The 23,423-nt window shown below is 69.5% G+C and carries 24 protein-coding genes; 10 read left to right on the forward strand and 14 right to left on the reverse strand.

What is annotated here, in order from left to right:
* Positions 1 to 199: 199 nt before the first annotated feature.
* From KAK07_RS04445 to KAK07_RS04455, 3 genes are all read right to left on the reverse strand, one after another.
* Positions 200 to 1,780 (reverse strand): S8 family serine peptidase, encoded by a 1,581-nt coding sequence (locus tag KAK07_RS04445; RefSeq protein WP_210859209.1) that lies wholly within the window; start codon positions 1,778 to 1,780, stop codon positions 200 to 202.
* A gap of 100 nt (positions 1,781 to 1,880) precedes the next feature.
* Positions 1,881 to 2,633 carry a lytic transglycosylase domain-containing protein gene (locus KAK07_RS04450; RefSeq protein ID WP_310738626.1) on the reverse strand — a complete coding sequence of 251 codons (753 nt, stop codon included), beginning with the start codon at positions 2,631 to 2,633 and terminating at the stop codon, positions 1,881 to 1,883.
* Positions 2,608 to 4,590: a DNA topoisomerase IV subunit B gene (locus tag KAK07_RS04455; RefSeq protein ID WP_210855035.1), complete on the reverse strand. Its 1,983-nt coding sequence runs from the start codon at positions 4,588 to 4,590 to the stop codon at positions 2,608 to 2,610. The genes KAK07_RS04450 and KAK07_RS04455 overlap by 26 nt, the downstream gene beginning before the upstream one ends.
* 149 nt (positions 4,591 to 4,739) lie before the next feature.
* Here KAK07_RS04455 and KAK07_RS04460 point away from each other — a divergent pair, with 149 nt between their 5' ends.
* From KAK07_RS04460 to bamC, 4 genes are all read left to right on the forward strand, one after another.
* Entirely contained in the window at positions 4,740 to 5,954 is a 1,215-nt protein-coding gene (locus tag KAK07_RS04460; protein ID WP_210855033.1) for an MFS transporter, read from the forward strand.
* Positions 5,955 to 6,077: 123 nt separating this feature from the next.
* Positions 6,078 to 6,626 carry a class I SAM-dependent methyltransferase gene (locus KAK07_RS04465; protein WP_210855031.1) on the forward strand — a complete coding sequence of 183 codons (549 nt, stop codon included), beginning with the start codon at positions 6,078 to 6,080 and terminating at the stop codon, positions 6,624 to 6,626.
* Positions 6,627 to 6,651: 25 nt separating this feature from the next.
* Positions 6,652 to 7,536 carry a 4-hydroxy-tetrahydrodipicolinate synthase gene (gene dapA / locus KAK07_RS04470; protein ID WP_210859210.1) on the forward strand — a complete coding sequence of 295 codons (885 nt, stop codon included), beginning with the start codon at positions 6,652 to 6,654 and terminating at the stop codon, positions 7,534 to 7,536.
* Between the two features lie 68 nt (positions 7,537 to 7,604).
* Positions 7,605 to 8,768, forward strand: coding sequence for an NlpB/DapX family lipoprotein (gene bamC / locus KAK07_RS04475; protein ID WP_310740698.1), 1,164 nt, complete (start codon positions 7,605 to 7,607; stop codon positions 8,766 to 8,768).
* Between the two features lie 144 nt (positions 8,769 to 8,912).
* Here the strand turns inward: bamC and KAK07_RS04480 are convergent, their stop codons facing one another.
* From KAK07_RS04480 to KAK07_RS04490, 3 genes are all read right to left on the reverse strand, one after another.
* Positions 8,913 to 9,179, reverse strand: a complete 267-nt coding sequence (locus KAK07_RS04480; RefSeq protein ID WP_210855028.1) for a hypothetical protein — start codon at positions 9,177 to 9,179, stop codon at positions 8,913 to 8,915.
* A 172-nt stretch (positions 9,180 to 9,351) separates the two neighbouring features.
* Entirely contained in the window at positions 9,352 to 9,879 is a 528-nt protein-coding gene (locus KAK07_RS04485) for a hypothetical protein (protein ID WP_210859211.1), read from the reverse strand.
* Positions 9,857 to 10,978 carry a cupin domain-containing protein gene (locus KAK07_RS04490; RefSeq protein WP_210859212.1) on the reverse strand — a complete coding sequence of 374 codons (1,122 nt, stop codon included), beginning with the start codon at positions 10,976 to 10,978 and terminating at the stop codon, positions 9,857 to 9,859. Before KAK07_RS04490 ends, KAK07_RS04485 begins: the two co-directional genes overlap by 23 nt.
* A 50-nt stretch (positions 10,979 to 11,028) precedes the next feature.
* On the opposite strand from KAK07_RS04490, the gene KAK07_RS04495 reads away from it, so the two are divergent.
* A complete protein-coding gene (locus KAK07_RS04495; protein WP_210855022.1) occupies positions 11,029 to 11,547 on the forward strand; it encodes an FKBP-type peptidyl-prolyl cis-trans isomerase in 519 nt (172 codons plus the stop codon).
* On the opposite strand, the gene dut is transcribed toward KAK07_RS04495, so the two are convergent.
* The 5 genes from dut to KAK07_RS04520 all read right to left on the reverse strand — a co-directional run bounded on the left by dut (position 11,548) and on the right by KAK07_RS04520 (position 16,526).
* Positions 11,548 to 11,997 (reverse strand): dUTP diphosphatase, encoded by a 450-nt coding sequence (gene dut, locus KAK07_RS04500; protein ID WP_210855020.1) that lies wholly within the window; start codon positions 11,995 to 11,997, stop codon positions 11,548 to 11,550.
* A complete protein-coding gene (coaBC, locus tag KAK07_RS04505) occupies positions 11,994 to 13,214 on the reverse strand; it encodes a bifunctional phosphopantothenoylcysteine decarboxylase/phosphopantothenate--cysteine ligase CoaBC (protein WP_210859213.1) in 1,221 nt (406 codons plus the stop codon). The genes dut and coaBC overlap by 4 nt, the downstream gene beginning before the upstream one ends.
* 4 nt (positions 13,215 to 13,218) lie before the next feature.
* Positions 13,219 to 13,992 carry a UPF0149 family protein gene (locus KAK07_RS04510; RefSeq protein ID WP_210855015.1) on the reverse strand — a complete coding sequence of 258 codons (774 nt, stop codon included), beginning with the start codon at positions 13,990 to 13,992 and terminating at the stop codon, positions 13,219 to 13,221.
* A gap of 37 nt (positions 13,993 to 14,029) precedes the next feature.
* Positions 14,030 to 14,875 carry an archaetidylserine decarboxylase gene (gene asd / locus KAK07_RS04515; RefSeq protein ID WP_210855176.1) on the reverse strand — a complete coding sequence of 282 codons (846 nt, stop codon included), beginning with the start codon at positions 14,873 to 14,875 and terminating at the stop codon, positions 14,030 to 14,032.
* Between the two features lie 289 nt (positions 14,876 to 15,164).
* Complete coding sequence (locus KAK07_RS04520; RefSeq protein ID WP_210855013.1) at positions 15,165 to 16,526, reverse strand: replication-associated recombination protein A; 1,362 nt, start codon at positions 16,524 to 16,526, stop codon at positions 15,165 to 15,167.
* A 124-nt stretch (positions 16,527 to 16,650) separates the two neighbouring features.
* Here KAK07_RS04520 and KAK07_RS04525 point away from each other — a divergent pair, with 124 nt between their 5' ends.
* Complete coding sequence (locus tag KAK07_RS04525; RefSeq protein ID WP_375140987.1) at positions 16,651 to 17,178, forward strand: chemotaxis protein CheW; 528 nt, start codon at positions 16,651 to 16,653, stop codon at positions 17,176 to 17,178.
* An 11-nt stretch (positions 17,179 to 17,189) separates the two neighbouring features.
* Positions 17,190 to 17,879 carry a PA4824 family protein gene (locus KAK07_RS04530; protein WP_210859214.1) on the forward strand — a complete coding sequence of 230 codons (690 nt, stop codon included), beginning with the start codon at positions 17,190 to 17,192 and terminating at the stop codon, positions 17,877 to 17,879.
* On the opposite strand, the gene lolA is transcribed toward KAK07_RS04530, so the two are convergent.
* The 3 genes from lolA to KAK07_RS04545 form a co-directional block, all read right to left on the reverse strand.
* A complete protein-coding gene (lolA, locus tag KAK07_RS04535) occupies positions 17,880 to 18,509 on the reverse strand; it encodes an outer membrane lipoprotein periplasmic chaperone LolA (RefSeq protein WP_210855009.1) in 630 nt (209 codons plus the stop codon).
* Complete coding sequence (locus KAK07_RS04540; protein WP_210855008.1) at positions 18,502 to 20,811, reverse strand: DNA translocase FtsK; 2,310 nt, start codon at positions 20,809 to 20,811, stop codon at positions 18,502 to 18,504. Before KAK07_RS04540 ends, lolA begins: the two co-directional genes overlap by 8 nt.
* An 82-nt stretch (positions 20,812 to 20,893) precedes the next feature.
* Complete coding sequence (locus KAK07_RS04545) at positions 20,894 to 21,556, reverse strand: Crp/Fnr family transcriptional regulator (RefSeq protein WP_210802312.1); 663 nt, start codon at positions 21,554 to 21,556, stop codon at positions 20,894 to 20,896.
* A gap of 200 nt (positions 21,557 to 21,756) precedes the next feature.
* Between KAK07_RS04545 and trxB the strand changes: the two genes are divergently transcribed.
* From trxB to rpmG, 3 genes are all read left to right on the forward strand, one after another.
* On the forward strand, positions 21,757 to 22,713 hold the full coding sequence (trxB, locus tag KAK07_RS04550) for a thioredoxin-disulfide reductase (protein WP_210855006.1): 957 nt from the start codon (positions 21,757 to 21,759) through the stop codon (positions 22,711 to 22,713).
* A 225-nt stretch (positions 22,714 to 22,938) separates the two neighbouring features.
* A complete protein-coding gene (gene rpmB / locus KAK07_RS04555) occupies positions 22,939 to 23,172 on the forward strand; it encodes a 50S ribosomal protein L28 (RefSeq protein ID WP_022979438.1) in 234 nt (77 codons plus the stop codon).
* A gap of 23 nt (positions 23,173 to 23,195) precedes the next feature.
* Positions 23,196 to 23,366, forward strand: a complete 171-nt coding sequence (rpmG, locus tag KAK07_RS04560; RefSeq protein WP_210802310.1) for a 50S ribosomal protein L33 — start codon at positions 23,196 to 23,198, stop codon at positions 23,364 to 23,366.
* The last annotated feature ends 57 nt before the right edge of the window (positions 23,367 to 23,423 follow it).

Raw genomic sequence — 23,423 nt, forward strand, 5'->3', positions numbered from 1 at the left:
GGCCAGTGGCCCACGCCAGCGCAGACCCCGGCGGTCCGCACAGCCTTCCGGCGCCGGGCCGAACGACCCGGACGCAGCCCGCCATCTTACCGGCCCGGGCGCACCTGATCGCCAATGAGAAAGGCCGCCGGATCACAGGGATCGGGCGGCCCGTCGGGCGCACAGGGGACCGTGCCGCCAGCGGCACGGTCAGCGCTCATCAGTTGGCGGCGCAGAAGCCCCCGTCCAGCTTCTTCAGCGCGGCCTTGGCCTGCACCAGGCCGTTGCCGAACTTGTCGTCGCGGCCCGGGTCGCCCAGGTCCATCGCGGTGCTGTTCAGCACCTTGCGGATCTGCGCTGCCGTGCACTCGGGGTGGAAGCTCCACACCAGGGCGGCGACGCCCGAGACGTGCGGCGTGGCCATCGAGGTGCCGCTCAGGTAGGCGTAGTTGGAGGCCACGACGCCCGCGTCAGCGGTCATGCCGATCTTGGTCATCAGCGTGGCGCCGTTGGCCTGCGACACGCTCATCGACGGGATGGTCGTCGGGGCGCCATTCAGCGTGCCGGCGAAGTTGCCCGGCGCGTTGTTGTAGATCACCGCACCCACGCCACCGTTGGCCTCGCAACGGGTCACCTTCTCGGCGAAGGTGATCACGCCGCGCGAAATCAGGCAGACCTTGCCGGCCACGCCGGTGTCATCGGTCTGGCCCAGGCCGAAGTCGTACAGCGGTGCCGAGACGCTGCCCTGCGCCGAGCCGGTCATTGCGATGGCTTCATAGGCGGTGCCATCCACGGTCAGGCTGCCGATCACGCCGGTGCCGGTGGGCACCGACGATAGCGTCAGCACGCCGGGGCCGGCGATTTCGACGTCGGCGTTGAACTGCGAGAAGGTGGCCCAGGCCTTGTTGGCATCGACCGCTGCCACCGAGACGACTTCCTTGAAGCCGGCCGGGTAGGAGATGGCGGTGTTGCCGCCGTTGCCGGCCGCAGCGATGGTCAGGATGCCCGCGGCGTCCAGCGCCTGCGCAGCGTTCTTCTCGACCGCGGTGGACGACGAGCCGCCCAGCGACATCGACACCACGTTGGCGCCCGAGTCCAGGCAGTCCATCATCGCGTCGGCCACGGTCGAGGACGAGGCGCTGCCGCCCGCGTCGAAGACCTTGTTGATGCGCAGGATGACCTGGTTCTTGCCGTTGACGCCGACCACGCCGATCTGGTTGTCGACACCGGCGATCGTGCCGGCGACGTGGGTGCCGTGGCCGTTCTCGTCGGTATTCCACTTGCCGGACGTGGTGAAGTTCTTGCCCGACATCGTGTTCTTCTTCAGGTCCTCGTGCCGGCCGTCGATGCCCGAGTCGATGATGCAGACCACGGGCTGCCAGGCGCCGGTGCCCTTGACCTTGTCGGCCTGCACCAGCGGGATGCCGTAGGGCGCGACCTCGGTGCCGGCAATGGCAGCGCCGCGCAGGACCGGCGTGGCCGTGGGGCCGACGCGCTGGCCCAGCAGGGTGCGCTCGGCGTCGACCTCGACATTGGCCGCGCCCACCAGGGCCTTGAACTGAGCGACCTTGCTGGCCGGCACTTCCACGGCGGTGGCGCCCAGGCGCGACAGGTCGCGCGTGACGCGGCCGCCCACGGCACTGGCGTGGCTGCCCACGGCCATGGTGCTGGCCTGACCATGGTTGACGATCAGCTTGACGGTGGCTTCAGCGGCCACGGCACCGCTGCCAACCAGCGCGGCGGGCGCGGCGATGGCCACGGCGACACACAGGCGGCTGAGCTTGAACGAGGGGATGGACATGACGGGATCCTCAGTCGGGTAACGCGAAGCGTCCGACTGTCCCGGACCACCCCTGGCAGCGTCAACCCCCCAACTTCGAAGGGCGGCGCTGGACACAGGGTCACTCCGGATGGGCGACCGATGACCCCGACGCGAATCGCAGGCTGCGCGCCCGCTGCGACTGGCTGCTTTGCAGCAAGGACCAGTACAGCTCCAGCACCAGGTGGACATGGGCGCGGGTCTCGGCAATGTCGGGCACCCGGTTGCCAGCCTTGCGCACCCGCCCTTCACCGGCGTTCCAGGCCGCCAGCGCCGCATCGATGCTGCCGGTGCGCCGCCACAGGTCGGCCAGCATCCGCGAGCCGATGGTGAGGTTGTGGCGCGGGTCGCGCAGCAGGGTTTCGACCGGTGCGGCCGCGCGTTCGCCGCGGGTGGCATACCGCTCACCAGCAGCCGGCATCAGCTGCATCAGGCCGATCGCCCCGGCGGGCGAGACCTGGTCGGCCCGGAAGCCCGATTCCACCGCGATCACCGCCTTCAGCAGTTCCACGTCCAGCCCGCTGGACTCGGCCGCCTGGCGCATCAAGGGCATCAGCGATTTGACCTCGGGGGCGAACTCCAGCCAGGTCAGCAGGCTGCCGCGGTCGATCGACTTGCCAGGCACCCGCACGCGCGAGTCGCCCCGCTCGCGCAGCAGTGGCTCGAAGCGCGTGTCCAGCGGCTGCTGGGCCAGGTGGGCCACACCGTGGCCATCGACGTAGCCGTACAGCGGCGTCTGGGCCGAGGCCGCCAGTGGGCCCAGCAGCCACGCGGCGCCCAGCAGCGCCCCGGCCAGCCGGGCGCAGCGCTCAGACGTCGATCTCGACGCTGTCACCGTGGATCTCCATCAGCTCGCGCCGCGACGCGGCCTCGCCCTTGCCCATCAACCGACCGAAGGCCTCGACGGTGGCGGTGAAGCCGATCGCACCGTAACCCACCTGCAGCAGGCGGCGGGTGTCGGGGTTCAGCGTGGTTTCCCACAGCTGTTCGGCGCTCATTTCGCCCAGGCCCTTGAATCGGCTGATGCTCCAGCTGCCCTCGCGGGCGCCTTCCTTGCGCAGCTTGTCCAGCGCCGCCTCCTGCTCGCCCTCGTCCAGCGCATACAGCTTGGCCGCGGGCTTCTTGCCGCGCGCCGGGGCGTCGATACGGAACAGCGGCGGCTTGGCCACGTACACATGGCCGGCCTCGACCAGCTTTGGGAAATGGCGGAAGAACAGCGTCAGCAGCAGCACCTGGATGTGCGAACCGTCGACATCGGCGTCCGAGAGGATGCAGACCTTGCCATAACGCAGGCCGGAGAGGTCCGGCGTGTCGTTGGGCCCATGCGGGTCGACGCCGATGGCCACCGAGATGTCGTGGATCTCGTTGTTCTTGAACAGCAGGTCGCGCTCCACCTCCCAGGCATTGAGCACCTTGCCGCGCAGCGGCAGGATGGCCTGGGTCTCCTTGTCGCGGCCCATCTTGGCGCTGCCGCCAGCCGAGTCGCCCTCAACCAGGAACAGCTCGTTGAGCGCGATGTCGCGGTTCTCGCAGTCGGTGAGCTTGCCGGGCAGCACGGCCACGCCGGAGCCCTTGCGCTTTTCCACCTTCTGGCTGGCGCGCTGGCGGGTCTGGGCCTGCTTGATGACCAGCTCGGCCAGCTTGCGGCCGTGCTCGACATGCTGGCTCAGCCACAGCTCCAGCGCCGGGCGCACGTAGGCGGACACCAGACGCAGCGCGTCGCGGCTGTTCAGGCGCTCCTTGGTCTGGCCCTGGAACTGCGGGTCCAGCACCTTGGCGCTGAGCACGAAGCTGGCGCGGCCGAAGATGTCCTCGGGCATCAGCTTGACGCCCTTGGGCAGCAGCGAGTGCATCTCGATGAAGCCCTTGATGGCGGTGAACAGACCGTCCTTCAGCCCGGCCTCATGGGTGCCACCGGCGACCGTGGGGATCAGGTTGACATAGCTCTCGCGCAGCAGCGCGCCATCCTCGGTGAAGGCCACGCACCAGGCGGCGCCCTCGCCTTCGGCGAAGTTCTCGTCCTCGTTGGCGCCGGCGTAGTGCGCGCCCTCGAACAGCGGGATCAGCGGGTCGGCCGGCAGCGCCTGCTGCAGGTAGTCGCGCAGGCCGCCCTTGTAGAGCCAGGTCTGGGTGTCGCCGGTCTTCTCGGTGGTGAGCGTGACCGTCACCCCGGGCATCAGCACCGCCTTGCTGCGCAGCAGGTGGGTCAGCTCGCTGCGCGGCAGTTCGGCGCTCTCGAAGTACTTGGCGTCGGGCCAGACGCGTACCGAGGTGCCCTTCTTGCGCTCACCGGCCTGCGCGGCGCGCACCACCAGCGGCTCGACCACGTCGCCGCCCGAGAAGGCCAGCTGGGCCGCCTGGCCATCGCGCCAGACCGCCACCTGCAGCCGCTTCGCGAGCGCGTTGGTGACACTGACGCCCACGCCATGCAGGCCGCCCGAGAAGCTGTAGGCACCGCCGGCGCCCTTGTCGAACTTGCCGCCAGCATGCAACCGGGTGAAGACGATCTCCACCACCGGCACCTGCTCTTCAGGGTGCAGGCCGAAGGGGATGCCCCGGCCGTCATCGTCGACGCTGACCGAGCCGTCGGTGTGCAAGGTCACCGCGATGCGCTTGCCGAAGCCGGCCAGCGCCTCGTCGGCGGCGTTGTCGATGACTTCCTGGATGATGTGCAGCGGGTTGTCGGTCCGGGTGTACATGCCCGGGCGCTGCTTGACGGGCTCGAGGCCCTTGAGGACGCGGATCGAGGCCTCGCCATACTCGGGCGAAGGGGAAGCGGAACGGGTGGCCATGCGGGAAATTGTAGGCAGCAGCCTGCCGTCGCCATCGACGGAACAGACGGCCTGGATGTGCATACAGTCTACCTCCCCAGGCTGTCACGCAGGCGACAGCAATACCCTGCTGTGCATCGCCGGGCGCGCCGCTGGGCTACAGTGCCTGGATGAGCACCGCCGCCGACCGCCGCCCCTTGTCCATGACCCAGGTGCTGCTGTGCGGCGCGCTGATCGTGACACTGTCGATGGGCATCCGCCACGGCTTCGGGCTGTGGCTGCAGCCGATCACCATGGACCGCGGCTGGACGCGCGAGACCTTCTCGTTCGCGCTGGCGGTGCAGAACATCGCCTGGGGCGCCGCCGGTCCGTTCGCCGGCGCGCTGGCCGACCGCTTCGGGGCCTTCCGGGTGCTGCTGGTCGGCGCCCTGCTCTATGCACTGGGCCTGGTGCTGATGGCGCTGGCCACCTCGGGCCTGGCCTTCACCGGGGCCACCGGGCTGCTGATCGGCATCGCCCAGTCCGGCACCACCTACGCCGTGGTCTACGGCGTGATCGGCCGCAACGTCGCCCCCGAGAAGCGCTCCTGGGCGATGGGCGTGGCCGCGGCAGCGGGTTCCTTCGGCCAGTTCATGATGGTGCCGGTGGAGAGCTGGCTGATCGCCACCTGGGGCTGGCAGAGCGCGCTGTTCGTGCTGGGCTGCGCCGCGCTGGCGATCATGCCGCTGGCGCTGGGCCTGAAGGAGCCTGGCCTGGCCGGCGGGGCCGCGCGGCCGCAGCAGAGCATTGGTGCCGCGCTGCGCGAGGCCTTCGGCCATGGCAGCTTCCGCTGGCTGACCGCCGGGTATTTCGTCTGCGGTTTCCAGGTGGTGTTCATCGGCGTGCACATGCCCAGCTACCTGCGCGACCAGGGCATGGACCCCTCGGTGGCCACCACGGCGCTGGCGCTGATCGGCCTGTTCAACGTCTTCGGCACCTACGGCGCCGGTGTGCTGGGCCAGCGCTTCCCCAAGCGCCACATCCTCTCGGCGATCTACCTGCTGCGCTCGGCGGTGATCGTGATCTTTCTGGCCGCTCCGCTGACGCCGATGAGCGTCTACCTGTTCGCCGCGACGATGGGCGTGCTGTGGCTGTCCACCGTGCCGCCGACCAACGCGATCGTGGCCCAGGTCTACGGCGTGCAGTACATGTCTATGCTGGGAGGCGTGGTGTTCTTCAGCCACCAGGTGGGCTCGTTCCTGGGCGTGTGGCTGGGCGGCTGGATATACGACCGCGCCGGCAGCTACACGCCGGTGTGGTGGATCGCGGTGGCGCTGGGCATCTTCGCGGCGCTGGCCAACCAGCCGGTGCGCGAAACGCCGCTGCTGCGGCCCGCTGCCGCCTGACACCATGTGGGTGAGGCTGCTGACCTGGACGCTGGTGCTGGGCGCGCTGCTGCTGGTCTTCCTGGCCTACCTCAGCCCGCACCTGGTTCGAGACCTGGCCGACCGCCTGTGGGCCTGCTTCTGATGCACGACACGCCCACGCCGCCGTCGGACTGGGTGCGCCGCTGGTGCACCGGGCTCGCGCCGGGCCGCGCGCTCGACTTGGCCTGTGGCCGCGGGCGGCATCTGCGCTGGCTGGCGCAGCAGGGTTGGCAGGTCACCGGCGTCGACCGCGACGAACAGGCCCTGGCCGGCCTGCAGGGCCTGGGCGAGCTGCTGCACGCAGATATCGAGTCCGGGCCCTGGCCGCTGGCGGGCCGCCGCTTCGACCTGGTGGTCGTCACCAACTACCTGTGGCGCCCGCTGCTGCCGGCGATCATCGACACGGTGGCGCCGGGCGGTCGGCTGGTCTACGAGACCTTTGGCGCCGGACATGAGCGCCTGGGCCGGCCGTCACGCCCGGATTTCCTGTTGCAACCGGCGGAGTTGCTGCAGGCCTGTCGCGAGCTGCAGGTGCTGGGCTATGAGTGCGGGCAGCTGCCGTCGCCCGAGCGGGTGGTCCAGCGCATCGCCGCGCAGCGCGATGACGCGGTGCACCATCTGCCGGTCTGGGCCGTTGCACCGGGTGGCTAGAATCCACCATTCGCAAGGAATCACGATGAGATCCATTCAAGGCAGCATCCCGGCGCTGGTGACGCCGATGCACGAAGACGGCAGTGTCGACTACGACCGCCTGCGCGCGCTGATCGACTGGCATGTCACCGAAGGCACTGATGCCATCTGCGTGGTGGGCACCACTGGTGAATCCGCCACGGTCAGCTTCGAGGAGCACTTCGAGATCATCCGTGTGGCCGTCGAGCACGCCAAGGGCCGCATCCCGATCATGGCCGGCGCCGGCGCCAACAGCACCACCGAGGCCATCGAGCTCAGCCGCTACGCCAAGCAGGTAGGTGCCGACTGCACGCTGCAGGTCGTGCCCTACTACAACAAGCCCTCGCAGGAGGGCATGTACCGCCACTTCAAGGCCATCGCCGAGGCGGTGGACATTCCGGTGATGGTCTACAACGTGCCCGGTCGCACGGTGGCGGACATGCTGCCCGAGACCACGCTGCGCGTGGCCACCATCCCCGGCGTCTTCGGCATCAAGGAAGCCACCGGCAACATCGAGCGCGCTGCCTGGCTGATCAAGCACGCACCGGCCGGCTTCAAGGTCTTCTCCGGCGATGACGGCACCGCGATCGCGCTGATGCTGCTGGGCGGCGCGGGCAACGTGAGCGTCACGGCGAACGTGGCGCCGCGCCTGATGCACGAGATGTGCGCCGCGGCGCTCAGCGGTGACATTCCCACCGCCCGCCGCATCCACTTCCAGCTGCTGTCGCTGCACAAGCAGCTGTTCTGCGAGAACAGCCCGGCCCCCGCCAAGTGGGCCCTGTCCCAGCTGGGTCGCTGCGGCACCACCGTGCGGCTGCCGCTCACCCCGCTGAGCGATGCCGGCCAGGCCCTGGTCGGCAGCGCGATGCGCGACGCCGGGCTGCTGGCCTGATCCCCCCTCACCTGTTCCGAGCCGCCGCACCGAGCACCGGTCCGTCGGCTCTCTTGGAGACCGCTTCAGTGAAACAAGCCTTCGCCTCGACGCCCCTGCGTGCCGCCGTCCTGCTCATGATCGTTGGGCTGGCGGGTTGCAGCGCCCTGGAGAGCACGCTGGGTGGCGACAAGATCGACTATGGCCGGGCTGCGCGCAAGACCAACCCGCTCGAAGTGCCGCCCGACCTGACGCCGCTCAACCGCGATGGCCGCTTCCTGCCGCAATCGGGCGCCGTCAGCGCGAACCAGCTGCAGCAGGCTGGCGGCTCGCGCACGGCCGCAGCCACCGCCCCCACCGCCGCACCCAACCAGGTCGGCTCGATCCGCATGGAGCGCGAAGGCAACACGCGCTGGCTGGTGACCCCGCAGTCCCCCGAGCAGCTGGTGCCGCGCATCCGCCAGTTCTGGCAGGACATGGGCTTCACGCTGGTCAAGGACAGCCCTGAGACCGGCATCTTCGAGACCGACTGGGCCGAGAACCGCGCCAAGATTCCTGACGACCTGATCCGCAACACCCTGGGCAAGATCATCGACTCGCTGTACTCCACCGGCGAGCGCGACAAGTTCCGCACCCGCATCGAGCGCACCGCCCGCGGCACCGAGATCCTGATCAGCCACCGGGGCGTGCAGGAGGTCTTCAGCAGCCAGACGCGCGAGGACAACCTGGTCTGGACGCCCCGCGCCAGCGACCCGCAGCTCGAGGCCGAGATGCTCTCGCGCCTGATGCTGGCGCTGGGCGCCCCCGAGCAGGCCGCCAAGGATGCCAAGGCCAACCCGGCGGCGCCGGCGGTGGCGGCGGCCGCGCCGGCCGCCGTGTCGTCGCGCGCCGAGGAACTGAGCGGCCAGCCTGGCGCCGCGCTGCGCGTGACCGAAGACCTCGAGCGCACCTGGCGCCGCGTCGGCCTGGCCCTGGACCGCAGCGGCTTCACGGTGGAAGACCGCGACCGCGGCCAGGCCACCTACTTCGTGCGCTTTGCCGATCCGTCCACCGCCAGCGAGGATCAGCCGAGCTTCTTCGCCAAGCTGTTCGGCGCCAAGGATGCCGTGCAGCTGGCCCGCTTCCGCCTGGCGCTGAAGTCGCAACCCGATGGCAGCACCGCGGTGAACGTGCTGGACGCCGAGGGCCGCCCCGACGCGTCCGAGAACGCGCGCCGCGTGGCCTCGCTGCTGCTGACCGAACTGCGCCGCTGATCCCCAGGCCAGGGGTGGGGTCGGCATGGCCCCACGCGCGGCCGCACACAGCACAAAGCCGCCCTCGGGCGGCTTTCTTGCGTGTGCCATGCGGCCAAAAAGAAAAGCCGCCCGAAGGCGGCTTTCACTGGCGCGGAAGAAGGATTACTTCTTGACGGCGTCCATGGCGGCCGAAGCGGCGGCGTTCACGGCGCCAGCAGCGGCGTCCTTGGCGGCATCGGCAACGGCCGAAGCGGCGGAGGCAGCGGCGTCAGCCACCGGAGCGGCAGCCGAAGCGGCGGCGTCGGCCACCGGGGCGGCGGCGGAAGCGACGGCGGCGGCAGCGGCCGGGGCAGCTTCTTCAGCCTTCTTGCCGCAAGCGGCCAGGGCAGCGACAGCGATCAGGGAGGCCAGCAGGAGCGACTTGTTCATGAAGTTCCTCAAAGAGAAAAGTGGGGGACGAACAGAAATACCGGTAGTTCTGAAGGCCCGCTGTTCTGGCGAACCTCCTCCTCGACACAGACCAGGACGGCCGGGCGCCCAACGAGCGCGGCAGATCAATCCTGTGCCTAGCCTTACATTATACCCACTCTAGGTAGAGTCCCTAGATGCCGATGGTTGTCACGGGGAACGTCACGGTGGCGCGTTGCGAAACTGCATCAATCCACCGGGCGTTGAGGACAAGTTCACGTGGATCGGTGCAGATGCGGCCTTGCACCTGCGGGCCCGGCACGCGCTCGATCAACCCCAGACCTTGCGCCAGCAGGCACTCGCGGCCTTCCAGGAGGCGCGCCTCCTCGACCGCCAGACACTGTACCCGATGGTCCCAGGTGGCGCGCCAGCGCATAAGGCGCGGCGCACCGTGGCGCACCGGCTCGAAGTCCGTGCCCAGCCACAGCCACTGCCGGCCGGCAGGGCGCGCCCAGCGTGCCAGGCGTTCCAGCAGCTCGGCCTGTTCCCAGGGCCAGGACAGCGGGTCCTGGGTGATCCAGCACAGCCGCGTGACGCGCGCCGCCTCCAGGCCCTCGACCAGGCGCGCCACCGCATCGGCCCAGGCCTCACGGCCCGTCCAGTTCAGCCGGCCCGGGGCCTGCGGCCAGGCATCGGCCTCAGTCGGCTCGGACCCATCCATCACAGGCCCACTCGTCGATCAGTGCCCGTGCGGCCTGGCTGAGCTGCGCCAGCTGCGCCGCGGAGAGTCGCCGCGCATCGGCCAGCTGCCGCATCAGCCGCGCGTCCCGGCCGCCGGCACGGAAGGACTCGCCGTTGATGAACACATGGTGCTCGTCGTACATCATGCGCGAGCGCGCATCCAGCCGGGCGCCCTGCCCCGCCGCCAGCGGCTCGCCGCCATCAAACCAGACGATGGCCTTGGGCTCGGTCAGGGTCTCGCCCAGCGCGCAGGCCAGGCTGCGGGCGTCGTTCAGCGCCTCGATCACCGCCTTCTGCGCGAAGTGCTGCAGCGCCTGCGGGATCAGGCCCGGCGTGGCCGTGGCGCTGCCGGCCGGATCGCGGTAGTGCGGCTCGTCGGTGTCGGGCTCCAGCGCGTCGACCATGCGCTGCAGCACCTCGCGCGCGGTCTCGGTGGGCGTGGGCGTGCGAAAGCCGATCGAGCAGGTCATGCAATCGTCGCCCACGGCGATGCCGTCGTGGCCCCAGCGCGGCGGCAGGTACAGCATGTCGCCGGGCTCCAGCACCAGGTCCTCGGTGGGCTGGAAGTTGGCCAGGATCTTCACCGGCTTGTCTGGCAGCAGTTGCGCGTCCTTCACCGGGCCGATGCGCCAGCGTCGCCGGCCGCTGACCTGCAGCAGGAAGACGTCGTAGGAATCGAGATGCGGCCCGACCCCGCCGCCATCGCTGGCGTAGCTGATCATCAGATCGTCCAGGCGCGCCTCGGGCACGAAGCGAAAACGCGACAGCAGCTCATGGGCCGCCGGCACATGCAGGTCCAGCCCCTGCACCAGCAGCGTCCAGCCCGGCTTGCCCAGCGGCGGAATCTGGCGACGCGTGAACGGTCCGTTGCGCAGGGTCCAGGTGGTGGGTGACTGCTGCAGCAGGCGCGACTCCACGTCCTCGCGTCCGGCCAGCTCGAACAGCTCGGCGCGGGGCAGCGGCGGCACCACGCCGGGCACGGCCTGGCGGATGACGAAGGGCTTCTTCTGCCAGTAGCGGCGCATGAAGGCCGCGGGAGAGAGGCCGCCGAGCAGCGGCAGCGCTTGATCGATGTCCATGGGCCCGGATTGTCGCGCGGCCGCCGCAGGGGCTGTGCGATGATCCGTTGATGGACATCACTTCCCCTTGCGTCGTGACGCTCACCTGGACGTTGTCTGACGCCCAGGGCCAGCTGATCGACGAGCTCGACGAGCCGGTCGAGTTCTTCTATGGCGGCGAGGACCTGCTGCCCAAGGTCGAGGAGGCCCTGGCCGGTCAGGCCGAGGGCTTCGAGACCCAGCTGCACCTGGAACCCGAACACGCCTTTGGCGACTACGACGCCGAGCTGGTCTGCTTCGAGCGCCGCGCCCTCTTCCCGGCCGATCTGGAGCCCGGCATGCGCTTCGACGGCCTGCCCGAGGGCGCTGCTTCGGAGATGCCCGAGGGCCTGATCTACACCGTCACCGAGATCTACCCCGAGCACGTGGTGCTGGACGCCAACCATCCGCTGGCCGGCATCGCGCTGCGCATCGCGCTGAAGGTGCGCGGCGTGCGCGAGGCCACCGCCGAGGAGCAGGCCGCCGGCAGCGTGGGCGACTCGCCACTGGCGGTGCTCAGCGGCCCGCCGCCCGGCAGCTCAGTGCACTGATCAGGCCTGGCCGGTCGAGCCGAAGCCACCGGCACCGCGGTCGCTGGCTTCGAAATCGTCGACCACGCGGAACGCCGCCTGCACCACCGGCACGATCACCATCTGCGCGATGCGCTCCAGCGGCTGGACCGTGAACGCGGTGTGGCCGCGGTTCCAGCAGCTGACCATCAGCGGGCCCTGGTAATCGGAGTCGATCAGGCCCACCAGGTTGCCCAGCACGATGCCATGCTTGTGGCCCAGGCCCGAGCGCGGCAGGATCATCGCCGCCAGGCCCGGATCGGCGATGTGCACCGCCAGCCCGGTGGGAATCAGTGCGGTCTGGCCCGGGGCCAGCTCCAGTGGCGCATCCAGGCAGGCGCGCAGGTCCAGGCCGGCGCTGCCGGGCGTGGCGTAGGCGGGCAGCTGGTCCGCCATGCGCGGGTCCAGCAGCTTCACGTCGATCGTCGTCATCGGGTAGGTGGGGTCAAACGGGTGGCGATCTCGGCCACCAGCTGACGCGCCAGCGTCAGCTTGTCGGCCTGCGGCAGTTCGCGGTGGCCGTGTTCATCGACCAGCAGCAGCGCGTTGGTGTCCTGGCCGAAGGTGGCCGGGCCCAGGTTGCCCACCAGCAGCGGGACCTGCTTGCGGGCGCGTTTGTCCTGTGCGTGGCGCAGCAGGTCGTGGCTCTCGGCCGCGAAGCCGACGCAGTACGGACGCTGCGGCAGCCGCGCCACCACAGCCAGGATGTCGGGGTTCTCGACCATCTCGATCGCCGGCGGGCGCCCGCTGCCGTCCTTCTTCAGCTTCTGCTCGGCCGCCGCCACCGGGCGCCAGTCGGCCACCGCGGCGGTGGCGATGAAGACGTCATGCGCGGCGGCCAGCGGCATCACCGCGTCGTGCATCTGCAGCGCACTCTGCACATCGATCCGCCGCACATGGGCCGGCGTGGGCAGGTGCACCGGGCCGGCGACCAGCGTGACCTGCGCCCCTGCCTCCTGCGCCGCGCGGGCGATCGCGAAGCCCATCTTGCCGCTGGAGTGGTTGGTGATGCCGCGCACCGGATCGATCGCCTCGAAGGTGGGTCCGGCGGTGATCAGCACGCGCTGGCCGGCCAGCCGCTTGGGCTGGAAGAAGGCGATCAGCTCGTCGCGCAACTCGGCCGCCTCCAGCATGCGGCCGTCGCCCACCTCGCCGCAGGCCTGGTCGCCGGCGGCCGGACCCAGCACGCTGACGCCATCGGCGCGCAGCGCAGCCACGTTGCGCTGGGTGGCCGGGTGGGCCCACATCTCGCGGTTCATCGCTGGCGCCACCAGCAGTGGCACGCGCTCGGCCGGCCGCGCCAGGCACAGCAGCGACAGGATCTCGTCGGCCCGGCCGTGCACCAGCTTGGCCATGAAATCGGCGCTGGCCGGGGCCACCAGCACCGCATCGGCCTCGCGCGAGAGGTTGATGTGGGCCATGTGGTTGGCCTCGCGCGGGTCCCACTGGTGGGTGTAGACCGGCCGGTTGGTCAGGGCCTGCATGGTCACCGGGGTGATGAAGTGCGTCGCCGCCTCGGTCATCACCACCTGCACGGTGGCGCCGGCCTTGACCAGCTCGCGCGCCAGCTCGGCCGCCTTGTAGCAGGCGATGCCGCCGGAGAGCCCGAGAACGATGTGGCGGCCGCTCAGATCCAGTCGATCAGCCATGGTCTCACTGCATCTGCGCGCCGTGGCACTTCTTGAACTTCTTGCCGCTGCCGCAGGGGCACAGGTCGTTGCGACCCGGCAGGGCCTCGACGCGGCGCGGCGCCGGCTTGGGCGCATGGTCCAGCCAGTACAGGCGCAGGTCCTGGGCGGCATAGAGCGCCTCGTTGACCAGTTCGTCGCGGTTCAGTTCCTCGCCGTCGTAGAGGTCCTCGAAGACTTCCTTCAGCTCCTCGGCCTCCATGGTCAGCGAAACGATGCGCGTGAGGCACTCGTCAAACAGCTGGCCGTCCTCGGTCTCCATGTCCTGCGGCGGCCAGTCGTCGGGGTAGTCGCGCGTGGCCTCGATGAAGCCGATCGCCCAGACCTCACCGGTCTGCTCCAGCAGGTGCAGCTGATCCTGCTGCACATGGCCTTCGGCGACCAGGCGCTGCTTGTCCTCGTCGGTCAGCTCGATCATCAGTGGCGCCAGGCGCAGCACGTCCGGGTCGTCGAGGATCTGGTCGGGGTCGAGCTGCTGCGCCAGCACCTCGTAGCGGGCGTCAATCGCGGCCAGTGCGGGCGCGGCGTCCTCGGGGTCGCCATAGGCGCGGCCGAACACGCCCTGGCCCAAGCGCGGCAGCCATTCGTCGCGGGCAATGCGCCGCGGGCCAGCCAGCAGGGCGGTCATGTAGCCGTCGAGCCACTCGAGCGACAGGTCGTCCTCGAAGCCGGCCAGGCGTTGGCAGACGCGGTCCAGTGCGTCGATCTCGTCGTCGGTGCTCATGCGCGGCGCGGCCAAGGTGCTCTCCTGCGGTGGGGTGGGTCAGTGTCGCATGTCAGGCTAAACCGGCCATCGGCTCGCCCATGCGGATCGGCCGGCCCGGCACCCAGGCCGGGTTGAAGCGCAGCGGCCCCTTGGGCCACAGCATCACCACGGTCGAGCCCAGCAGGAAACGGCCCATCTCGGCGCCGCGCGCCAGCCGGATATCCTGGTCGTCGTAGGCCCACTCGCGCACCTCGCCCGGCCGCGGCGGGTTGACCACGCCATGCCAGACGGTGGCCATGCTGCCAACGATGGTGGCCCCCACCAGCACCAGCACAAAGGGGCCGGCGTCGGTGTCGAACACGCAGACCACCCGCTCATTGCGCGCGAACAGCCCCGGCACACCGCGCGCGGTGGTGGGGTTGACCGAGAACAGATCGCCCGGCACATGGATCATCCGGCGCAGCCGGCCGGCGCAAGGCATGTGGATGCGGTGGTAGTCGCGCGGGCTCAGGTACAGCGTGGCGAAATGGCCGTCCTGGAAACGCGCCGCCAGCGCGGCATCACCACCGACCAGCGCCGTCGTGCTGTAGGCATGGCCCTTGGCCTGGAAGACCTGGTCGCCCTGCACCGGGCCGAACTGGCTGATCGCGCCATCGACCGGGCACAACAGGCCCTGGGCGGCCAGCGGCCGGGCCCCGTCGCGCAGCGCACGGGTGAAGAAGTCGTTGAAGCTGGCGTAGGCCGCCGGGTCGGGGTTGGCCGCCTCGGCCATGTCCACGCCGTAGCGGGCGATGAAGCGCCGGATCACCGCCGTGGTGAGCGCGCCGCCGCGGTGCTGGGCGAAGGCGCCGGCCAGTTGGGTCAGGGCCTGCTTGGGCAGCAGGTATTGCGGCAGGACGGCCAGGCGATCGGACAGCGACACGGTGCAGGGACTCAGCGAGAAGAGCCCGCCAGTGTAGGCGCTCGGCGCCGGCCTGCCCGCTTTTCGGGCAGTCCAGGAAAACCCACGGCGCGACACGCACTTGCCGCATCCACCCACGACTTACCCACAGGCTTGCTCCGCAGCGCCGTGGACAAGCCGTCACCGAACTGCCACATTTCCCGGCAGACCAGAAAAAGCGCAGCAGTGACAAGCACTTGCGCGCCTCTCCCACGACTTGCCCACAGGCTTGCTCACGCCCGCCGTGGACAAGCCATGCGGCGGTTCAGGGCGCCGCTGGCGGTGTCTGGCGCGCCTCGTCGTCCCAGCGGCGCAGTTGCGCCAGCTTGTCGGCGATGCGCTGCTCCAGCCCACGCGGCACCGGCCGGTACCAGCCGGGCTCGGTCAGCCCGTCGGGCAGGTAGGTTTCGCCGGCCGCGTAGGCGTCGGGCTCGTCGTGCGCATAGCGATAGGCATGGCCGTGGCCCAGTTCCTTCATCAGCTTCGTGGGCGCGTTGCGCAGGTGCGGTGGCACCTCGCGGCTGCGGTCCTGCTTCACGAAGGCACGCGCCTCGTTGTAGGCGTTGTAGCCGGCATTGCTCTTGGCGGCCACGGCCAGGTAGATCACGGCCTGGGCCAGCGCCAGCTCGCCCTCGGGGCTGCCCAGGCGCTCATAGGTGGCGGCGGCATCGTTGGCGATCTGCATCGCGCGCGGATCGGCCAGGCCGATGTCCTCCCAGGCCATGCGCACGATGCGCCGGGCCAGGTAGCGCGGATCGGCGCCGCCGTCGAGCATGCGGCACAGCCAGTACAGCGCGGCGTCGGGGTGGGAGCCGCGCACCGACTTGTGCAGCGCCGAGATCTGGTCGAAGAAGGCGTCGCCGCCCTTGTCGAAGCGGCGGCTGTTGAGCGCCATCGCCGCCTGGACGAACGCCGCATCGATGGCCGCCACGCCAGCCGCCATCGCCGCGCTGGCGCACTGCTCGACCAGGTTGAGGAAGCGCCGTGCATCGCCGTCGGCGTAGCCCACCAGCGTGTCGGACGCGGCGGCATCGATCGACAGCTCGGGCATCACCTGGCGCCGGGCGCGCTCGAGCAGCTGCTTGAGCTCGTCCTCGCTGAGCGGCTTGAGCACATAGACCTGGGCGCGCGAGAGCAGCGCCGAGTTCACCTCGAACGACGGGTTCTCGGTGGTCGCGCCGATGAAGGTGACCAGGCCGTTCTCGACATAGGGCAGCAGCGCGTCCTGCTGGGCCTTGTTGAAGCGGTGGATCTCGTCGACGAAGAGGATGGTGCGTCGGCCGCGCCGCTGGTGCTGCTGCGCCTGCTCCATCGCCGCGCGGATGTCCTTGACGCCGCTGAACACCGCCGACAGCGCGATGAACTCGCACTCGAAGGCATGGGCGGTCAGGCGGGCCAGCGTGGTCTTGCCCACCCCCGGCGGGCCCCAGAAGATCATCGAGTGGGGCCGCCCCGACTGGAAGGCCAGCCGCAGCGGCCGGCCCGGGCCCAGCAGGTGCGTCTGGCCAACCACCTCGTCCACCGTGGCCGGACGCAGGCGTTCGGCCAGCGGCGGATTGGCGGCGGCGTCGGCGCTGGCAGCGGGGGCCGGCAGGTCTTCGAAAAGGCCGTCCTGGGAGTGGTCCATGCGCGGATTGTGGCCGCAGTCGGCGCGAATAGCCCGGCCGGACGGCTGCTTTTCAGGGCTTGCGACGGCGGCCTGCGCCGCACACTTCCAGCCACCTGAGCCGCCTCCCGAGGAGTCCCTGACGATGAGCACCCTGATGACCAGCGACCAACGCAGCACCCTGCAGCCCACCCTGGCCGCCACCGGCGCGCCGCGCGAGTACCTGTCCTTCAAGCTGGGCCATGAGGAGTACGGCATCGACATCCTGAAGGTGCAGGAAATCCGCGGCTACGAACAACCCACGCGCATCGCCAATGCGCCGCACTTCATCAAGGGTGTGGTCAACCTGCGCGGCGTGATCGTGCCGATCGTCGACATGCGGCTGCGCTTCGACCTGCCCGACGTGAAGTACGATGCCTTCACCGTCGTGATCATCCTGAACATCGCCCACCGCACCGTGGGCATGGTGGTGGACTCGGTCAGCGACGTGCTGGAGCTGCCGGCCGGCCAGATCAAGCCGGCCCCCGAATTCAACGGCGCGATCGACGCCAGCTACATCACCGGCCTGGGCACGATCAAGCACGGCGACGACGAACGCATGCTGATCCTGATGGACATCGAGCAGATGATGACCTCCGCCGACATGGGCCTGATGGACGCCGTCCTGCACTGAAGGCCCACGCCATGCGCCACCACCCCCTGCTGTCTGCGCTGCTGCTGAGCCTGTCGCTGCCGGCGCTGGCCGGGCGACCCGCCACCACCGAGGATGCCGGCACGATCAGCCCCGGCGTCTGCGAACTGGAAAGCTACCTGGGCCACGGCCGGGAGGATGGCACGCCCAGCGTGGGCGTGCAGAGCCTTCAGCTGGGCTGCGGCGCCACCGAACACACCCAGCTGGCCCTGCTGGGCCAGCGGGCCCACAGCGCGGGCAGCTCGGTCCGCAGCCTGACGCTGGCCGGCAAATCCCGCCTGATCGACGGCGGGGACGACGGCGCCAGCATCGCCCTGGCCTATGGCCTGGGCGCGACCGACGATGGCGCTGGCCTGCGCTCGGACCAGAGCTACGTCAATGGCGTGGTCAGCTGGCCGATGGCGCCTGGCTTCGTGCTGCACGGCAACCTGGGCTGGACCCGCTCGCGGCAGGCGCATGCCAGCACCACCTCCTGGGCGCTGGCCGTGGAACATGCGGCCAGCGGCCAGTGGGACCTGATGGGCGAGCTGTTCGACAACGACCGCACGCGCCGCCCCTGGATCCAGGCCGGCGTGCGCTGGAATCCGTTGCCCAACCGCCTGTGGCTGGATGCCAGCTGGGGCTGGCAGACCGGACATCCGCGCGCCCGGGCGATGACCCTGGGTCTGCGCTTCGCGTTCTGATCAGCCCGCGTTGACGTCCGCGCCGGGAGGCGGGACGAAGCGGAAGGTCTCGGGCGGCGGTGCGGCATCGGTCTGCATCGCGCCGAACTCGATCAGCGAGCGCTGACCAAAGCTGTCGGCGATCTCCAGCGCCGCCCAGGCCGCGCCGCGGAAACCCGCCTTCATCGACACGATCGTGCCGCCCGGCTGGCGAGGCACCGCCTGCACCCAGTCGAGGCCGCCGGTCGAGGGCAGGACCTTCAGCTCGAACTCGCGCTCCAGCGACTGGCCGGCCAGCAAGGCGGCGGGCGTGCTGCCCAGCGCCTCGTTCCAGGGCCGCACCGTGACCTGGTTCAGGTCGGGGTCGTGGAACCAGACCTTCTGGCCATCGCCGACGATGGTCTGCGCATAGGGCTTCAGGTAGGCGAAACGGAAGCGGTTCGGGCGCTGGAACTCGAAGCGGCCACTGGACAACTTCTTCTTCAGGCCGTCTGGCGAGGTCACCGTCTGGGTGAAATCAGCGCGGCCGAAGCGCACGTCGCGGATGAAGGTGTTCAGGGCCGACAGCGCATCGGCGCGCGCGCCCGGCGGCAGCATCGCCAGGGCCAGCAGACCCAGGCATTCCCGTCGTCCGACGGTTCGTTCATTCATCGCGCTTGGGCAGCAGCAGGTCGCGGCTGCCGTTGGGGGACAGTGCCGATACGAGCCCGGATTGCTCCATTTGTTCCAGCAGTCGCGCCGCGCGGTTGTAACCAATCCGCAGATGCCGCTGGACCAGCGAGATGGACGCCTTGCGGTGCTGCAGCACCACCGCCACCGCCTGGTCGTAGAGCGGATCGGACTCGCCGTCGCCGCCTGCGGCACCGCCGCCGGCGGCGTCGCCCGCCTCGCCATCCAGGGTGCCGCCTTCCAGGATGCCCTCGATGTAGTTGGGCTCGCCCTGGGCCTTCAGCGATTCGACCACCCGGTGCACTTCCTCGTCGGAGACAAAGGCGCCGTGCACCCGCACCGGCAGGCCGGTGCCGGGCGCCAGGTAGAGCATGTCGCCCATGCCCAGCAGCGCCTCGGCGCCCATCTGGTCCAGGATGGTGCGGCTGTCGATCTTGCTGCTGACCTGGAAGGACAGCCGGGTGGGGATGTTGGCCTTGATCAGGCCGGTGATCACATCCACCGAAGGCCGCTGCGTGGCCAGCACCAGGTGGACGCCGGCGGCGCGCGCCTTCTGGGCCAGACGGGCGATCAGCTCCTCGATCTTCTTGCCCACCACCATCATCAGGTCGGCGAGTTCGTCGATGACGATAACGATGTAGGGCAGCCGCTCCAGCGGCTCCGGAGCCTCGGGCGTCAGGCTGAACGGGTTGGGCAGGTGCTCGCCGCGGGCCGCCGCCTCGTCGATCTTCTTGTTGTAGCCGGCCAGGTTGCGCACGCCCAGCTTGCTCATCAGCTTGTAGCGCCGCTCCATCTCGCCGACGCACCAGTTCAGCGCGTTGCCGGCCTGCTTCATGTCGGTGACCACCGGACACAGCAGGTGCGGGATGCCCTCGTAGACGCTCATCTCGAGCATCTTGGGGTCGATCAGGATCAGGCGCACATCACGCGCCTCGGCCTTGTAGAGCAGGCTGAGGATCATGCCGTTGATGCCCACCGACTTGCCCGAGCCGGTGGTGCCGGCCACCAGGCAGTGCGGCATCTTGGCCAGGTCGGCCACCACCGGCGAGCCGACGATGTCCTTGCCCAGGCCGATCGTCAGCAGCGAGCCGGCGTCGTGGTAGACCTTGGAGCCCAGGATCTCGGACAGGCGAATGGTCTGCCGCTTGGCGTTGGGCAGTTCCAGCGCCATCAGGTTCTTGCCCGGAATGGTCTCGACCACGCGGATGCTGACCAGGCTCAGCGAACGCGCCAGATCCTTCGCCAGGTTCACCACCTGGGATCCCTTGACCCCGGTGGCCGGCTCGATCTCGTAGCGGGTGATCACCGGGCCGGGCTGGGCCGCGATGACCTGCACCTCGACACCGAAGTCGCCCAGCTTCTTCTCGATCAGGCGGCTGGTCATCTCCAGCGACTCGGGCGTCACCGTCTCGACCCGCGCGGGCGGCTTGTCAAGCAGGTCGATCTGCGGCAGCTTGGTGTCGGCCAGCTCCATGAACAGCGGCTTCTGGCGCTCCTTGGCCACGCGCTCGGACTTGGGCACCTCCAGCACCGGCGGCTCGATCACGATGGGGCGGTGCTCGACCTGCTCCTGGCGCTCCTCGACCACCTCCTGCTCGCGCTCGCGCAGGGCCTGCTCGCCCAGGCGGACGTCTTCTTGGAACTCGCGCGCCTGCGTGCGCCGCTCACGGGCGCCGTCGATCCAGCCGCCAATCGTGTCGGCGGTGCGCACCCACGAGAAACGCAGCGCCCAGGGCAGCGCCGCCACCAGCAGGGCAATCCACAGCGCGCCGGAACCGGCAAAGCCCAGCCACTGCTGCGAGACCGGCCCCGCCCAGTGGCCCAGCACGCCACCGGCCGGTCCGGGCAGGTGGGCTTCCCAGGCGTAGATGCGGGTCCATTCCAGCGCACAGCTCGACAGCATCACCAGCGCCAGGCCCAGCGGCACCGTGCCGTCGGGCTCGGCAGCCGGGGCCGCGGCAGGCCCTGGCGGCTGGGTCGAGCGCCACAGCGCTGCCAGCGCCGACAGCCAATGCCGCAGTCCTGCCAGCACCAGCCACCAGGCCGAGAAGCCGAAGAGCATCAGCGTCAGGTCGGCCACCCAGGCGCCGGGCGCGCCCAGCCAGTTCAGCGTGCTGCCATCCACGCCCGAGGTGCTGAAGGCCGGATCGCCGGGCCGACGGCTCAGCAGCGACAAGGTCAGGACCAGCCACAGCGCGCCCCACAGCGCGGCCCGCACCAGCAGACGCCAGGCAGGCACCCGCCGCGGCGGCTCGGGCGCCACGCCGGTCAAGGCCGCGCCCATGCCACGGCGCCATCCCACGAGCCCGCTCACCGGGCCTCCCAGGGCGCCACCGGGCGGCGGCACCACAGACACATGCAGGTCATCAGCCCAATCGATTCTTCAGCAGCACCGACCCGTTCTCCTGGGTCTCGATCACGCCGCGCTCCTCCAGGTCCTTCATGACCCGGCTGACCATCTCACGCGAGGCGCCGACGATCTTCGCCATGTCCTGGCGCGACACCTTGCTGCGGATGACCTTTTCGCCATCGACATCCTCGGCCATGTCCAGCAACGTGCGGGCGACGCGGCCGTAGACGTCCAGCAGCGCCAGCGACTCGATCTGACGGTCGGCGGCGCGCAGGCGCGTCACCAGGCCGCGCATGATCGCGTAGGACAGGCTGGAGTTCTCGGGCAGGCAGCGGGCGAACTCGGCGCGGCCCAGGATCAGCATGTCGCACTGCACCTCGCAGCGCACCGTGGCCGAGTGGGGCTGGTTGTCGATCAGGCTCATCTCGCCGACATAGTCGCCAGCTTCCAGCACCGCCAGGATGACCTCGCGCCCGCGGGAGTCGGCGGTCAGCACGCGCGCCCGGCCATTGAGCAGGATGTAGAGCGCATTGCTCTTCTTGCCCTGCTCCACCACCAGCTCGCCCCGACGGTAGCGGCGCTTGACCACGCCATCGGCGACGGCACGCGCCTGGTCATTGGTCAGCATCGAGAACAGCGGCACCCGGCGGATCAGGTCCAGGTTCGACAGCATCGACATTCAATGTCCCCTCTCAAAATGGCAGGTCCGCGGCACCCGAAGCCAGGGGCCCGGTGCTTGCCTACAATCGCGGCATCGATAAGCCCGATGCATGCGCGAGCATATCCGGTTTGCGCACGGGGCCCAGGACATCCGTCCCACGCCTGTTGCGCGCCCCGCAACGCATCGTCCCCAGATCACACCACCTCCTCTTGCTGGCCATGAGCGCTTCCACCACCCACGCCCAGGTGCTGATCCTGGGCTCCGGCCCCGCCGGCTACACCGCCGCCATCTACGCCGCGCGCGCCAACCTCAAGCCGCTGCTGGTCACCGGCCTGGCCCAGGGGGGCCAGCTGATGACCACCACCGAGGTGGACAACTGGCCCGCCGACGTGATGGGCGTGCAGGGCCCTGAGCTGATGCAGCGCTTCCAGCAGCACGCCGAGCGCTTCAACACCCAGATCGTCTTCGACCACATCAACGCGGTCGATCTGTCCAGGCGTCCGTTCACGCTGACCGGCGACTCGGGCAGCTACACCTGCGACAGCCTGATCATCGCCACCGGCGCCTCCGCCAAGTACCTCGGCCTGGAATCCGAGCAGGCCTTCTCGGGCCGCGGCGTCAGCGCCTGCGCCACCTGCGACGGCTTCTTCTACCGGGGCCAGGAGGTCTGCGTGGTGGGCGGCGGCAACACCGCGGTCGAGGAGGCGCTGTACCTGTCGAACATCGCCACCAAGGTGCACCTGATCCACCGCCGCGACAAGTTCCGCGCCGAGGCGATCATGATCGACCACCTGATGGAGAAGGTGTCCGAGGGCAAGATCGTCCTGCACCTGCACAACACGCTGGACGAGGTGCTGGGCGACGCCAGCGGCGTGACCGGCGTGCGCATCAAGTCCACCCAGGACGGCAGCACCCAGGACCTGACGCTGCACGGCTGCTTCATCGCCATCGGCCACTCGCCCAACACCGAGATCTTCAAGGGCCAGTTGGAGATGAAGGACGGCTACCTGGTCACGAAGAGTGGCCAGAACGGCTTTGCCACCCAGACCAGCGTGCCCGGCGTGTTCGCCGCTGGCGATGTGCAGGACCACATCTACCGCCAGGCGATCACCTCGGCCGGCACCGGCTGCATGGCTGCGCTGGATGCCCAGCGCTTCCTGGAAGGGGGCCATTGAGCAGGCCCGGCGGGTTCTGCTACAATGCCTGGTTTTCCCGCGCGCGACCTGCCAAAGTAGAGCCCAACGCTGGGCCCGAAGCAGAGCCGAAGGAACAAGGGGTTACCGCCACCCCGCACAAGCGAATGGCGAGGTGAGGCCGAACGCAATTTCACAACTGCCTGTGCGCTGGCACGGGTCGGGGTTGGGAAGTGTGTTCCGCCGGACAACAACAGGAGTGTCCTCATGGCACGCGTCTGCGAAGTCACGGGCAAGAAGCCCATGGTCGGGAACAATGTTTCCCACGCCAACAACAAGACCAAGCGCCGGTTCCTTCCGAACCTGCAATACCGTCGTTTCTGGGTCGAGAGCGAGAACCGCTGGGTGCGCCTGCGCATCAGCAACGCCGCCCTGCGTCTGATCGACAAGAAGGGCATCGACGCCGTTCTGGCCGACCTGCGCGCGCGCGGTCAAGCCTAATCCACTGAATCAGGAGCGACACCATGGCATCCAAAGGCGGCCGCGAGAAGATCAAGCTGGAGTCCACCGCGGGCACCGGCCACTTCTACACCACGAACAAGAACAAGAAGACGACCCCGGGCAAGCTCGAATTCATGAAGTTCGACCCCAAGGCCCGCAAGCACGTCCTCTACAAGGAAACCAAGCTGAAGTGATCGGCCCCGCGCCGCGCTTCACGCGATGAAAAGCCCGCCACCGGCGGGCTTTTTTCA

The organism is Ideonella alba, assembly GCF_018069875.1.
GTDB lineage: Bacteria > Pseudomonadota > Gammaproteobacteria > Burkholderiales > Burkholderiaceae_C > Ideonella > Ideonella alba.

Excerpts from the sequence above, each read along its gene's own strand:
- KAK07_RS04525 (WP_375140987.1), top strand. The coding sequence starts at position 16,651 with ATGAGCACCCTGATGACCAGCGACCAACGCAGCACCCTGCAGCCCACC.
- KAK07_RS04520 (WP_210855013.1), bottom strand. The coding sequence starts at position 16,526 with ATGGACCACTCCCAGGACGGCCTTTTCGAAGACCTGCCGGCCCCCGCT.
- KAK07_RS04530 (WP_210859214.1), top strand. The coding sequence starts at position 17,190 with ATGCGCCACCACCCCCTGCTGTCTGCGCTGCTGCTGAGCCTGTCGCTG.
- KAK07_RS04540 (WP_210855008.1), bottom strand. The coding sequence starts at position 20,811 with ATGGGCGCGGCCTTGACCGGCGTGGCGCCCGAGCCGCCGCGGCGGGTG.
- KAK07_RS04490 (WP_210859212.1), bottom strand. The coding sequence starts at position 10,978 with ATGGACATCGATCAAGCGCTGCCGCTGCTCGGCGGCCTCTCTCCCGCG.
- KAK07_RS04465 (WP_210855031.1), top strand. The coding sequence starts at position 6,078 with ATGCACGACACGCCCACGCCGCCGTCGGACTGGGTGCGCCGCTGGTGC.
- rpmG (WP_210802310.1), top strand. The coding sequence starts at position 23,196 with ATGGCATCCAAAGGCGGCCGCGAGAAGATCAAGCTGGAGTCCACCGCG.
- rpmB (WP_022979438.1), top strand. The coding sequence starts at position 22,939 with ATGGCACGCGTCTGCGAAGTCACGGGCAAGAAGCCCATGGTCGGGAAC.
- KAK07_RS04460 (WP_210855033.1), top strand. The coding sequence starts at position 4,740 with ATGAGCACCGCCGCCGACCGCCGCCCCTTGTCCATGACCCAGGTGCTG.
- KAK07_RS04495 (WP_210855022.1), top strand. The coding sequence starts at position 11,029 with ATGGACATCACTTCCCCTTGCGTCGTGACGCTCACCTGGACGTTGTCT.
- KAK07_RS04480 (WP_210855028.1), bottom strand. The coding sequence starts at position 9,179 with ATGAACAAGTCGCTCCTGCTGGCCTCCCTGATCGCTGTCGCTGCCCTG.
- lolA (WP_210855009.1), bottom strand. The coding sequence starts at position 18,509 with ATGAATGAACGAACCGTCGGACGACGGGAATGCCTGGGTCTGCTGGCC.
- KAK07_RS04545 (WP_210802312.1), bottom strand. The coding sequence starts at position 21,556 with ATGTCGATGCTGTCGAACCTGGACCTGATCCGCCGGGTGCCGCTGTTC.
- dut (WP_210855020.1), bottom strand. The coding sequence starts at position 11,997 with ATGACGACGATCGACGTGAAGCTGCTGGACCCGCGCATGGCGGACCAG.
- trxB (WP_210855006.1), top strand. The coding sequence starts at position 21,757 with ATGAGCGCTTCCACCACCCACGCCCAGGTGCTGATCCTGGGCTCCGGC.
- dapA (WP_210859210.1), top strand. The coding sequence starts at position 6,652 with ATGAGATCCATTCAAGGCAGCATCCCGGCGCTGGTGACGCCGATGCAC.
- KAK07_RS04455 (WP_210855035.1), bottom strand. The coding sequence starts at position 4,590 with ATGGCCACCCGTTCCGCTTCCCCTTCGCCCGAGTATGGCGAGGCCTCG.
- coaBC (WP_210859213.1), bottom strand. The coding sequence starts at position 13,214 with ATGGCTGATCGACTGGATCTGAGCGGCCGCCACATCGTTCTCGGGCTC.
- KAK07_RS04445 (WP_210859209.1), bottom strand. The coding sequence starts at position 1,780 with ATGTCCATCCCCTCGTTCAAGCTCAGCCGCCTGTGTGTCGCCGTGGCC.
- KAK07_RS04485 (WP_210859211.1), bottom strand. The coding sequence starts at position 9,879 with ATGGATGGGTCCGAGCCGACTGAGGCCGATGCCTGGCCGCAGGCCCCG.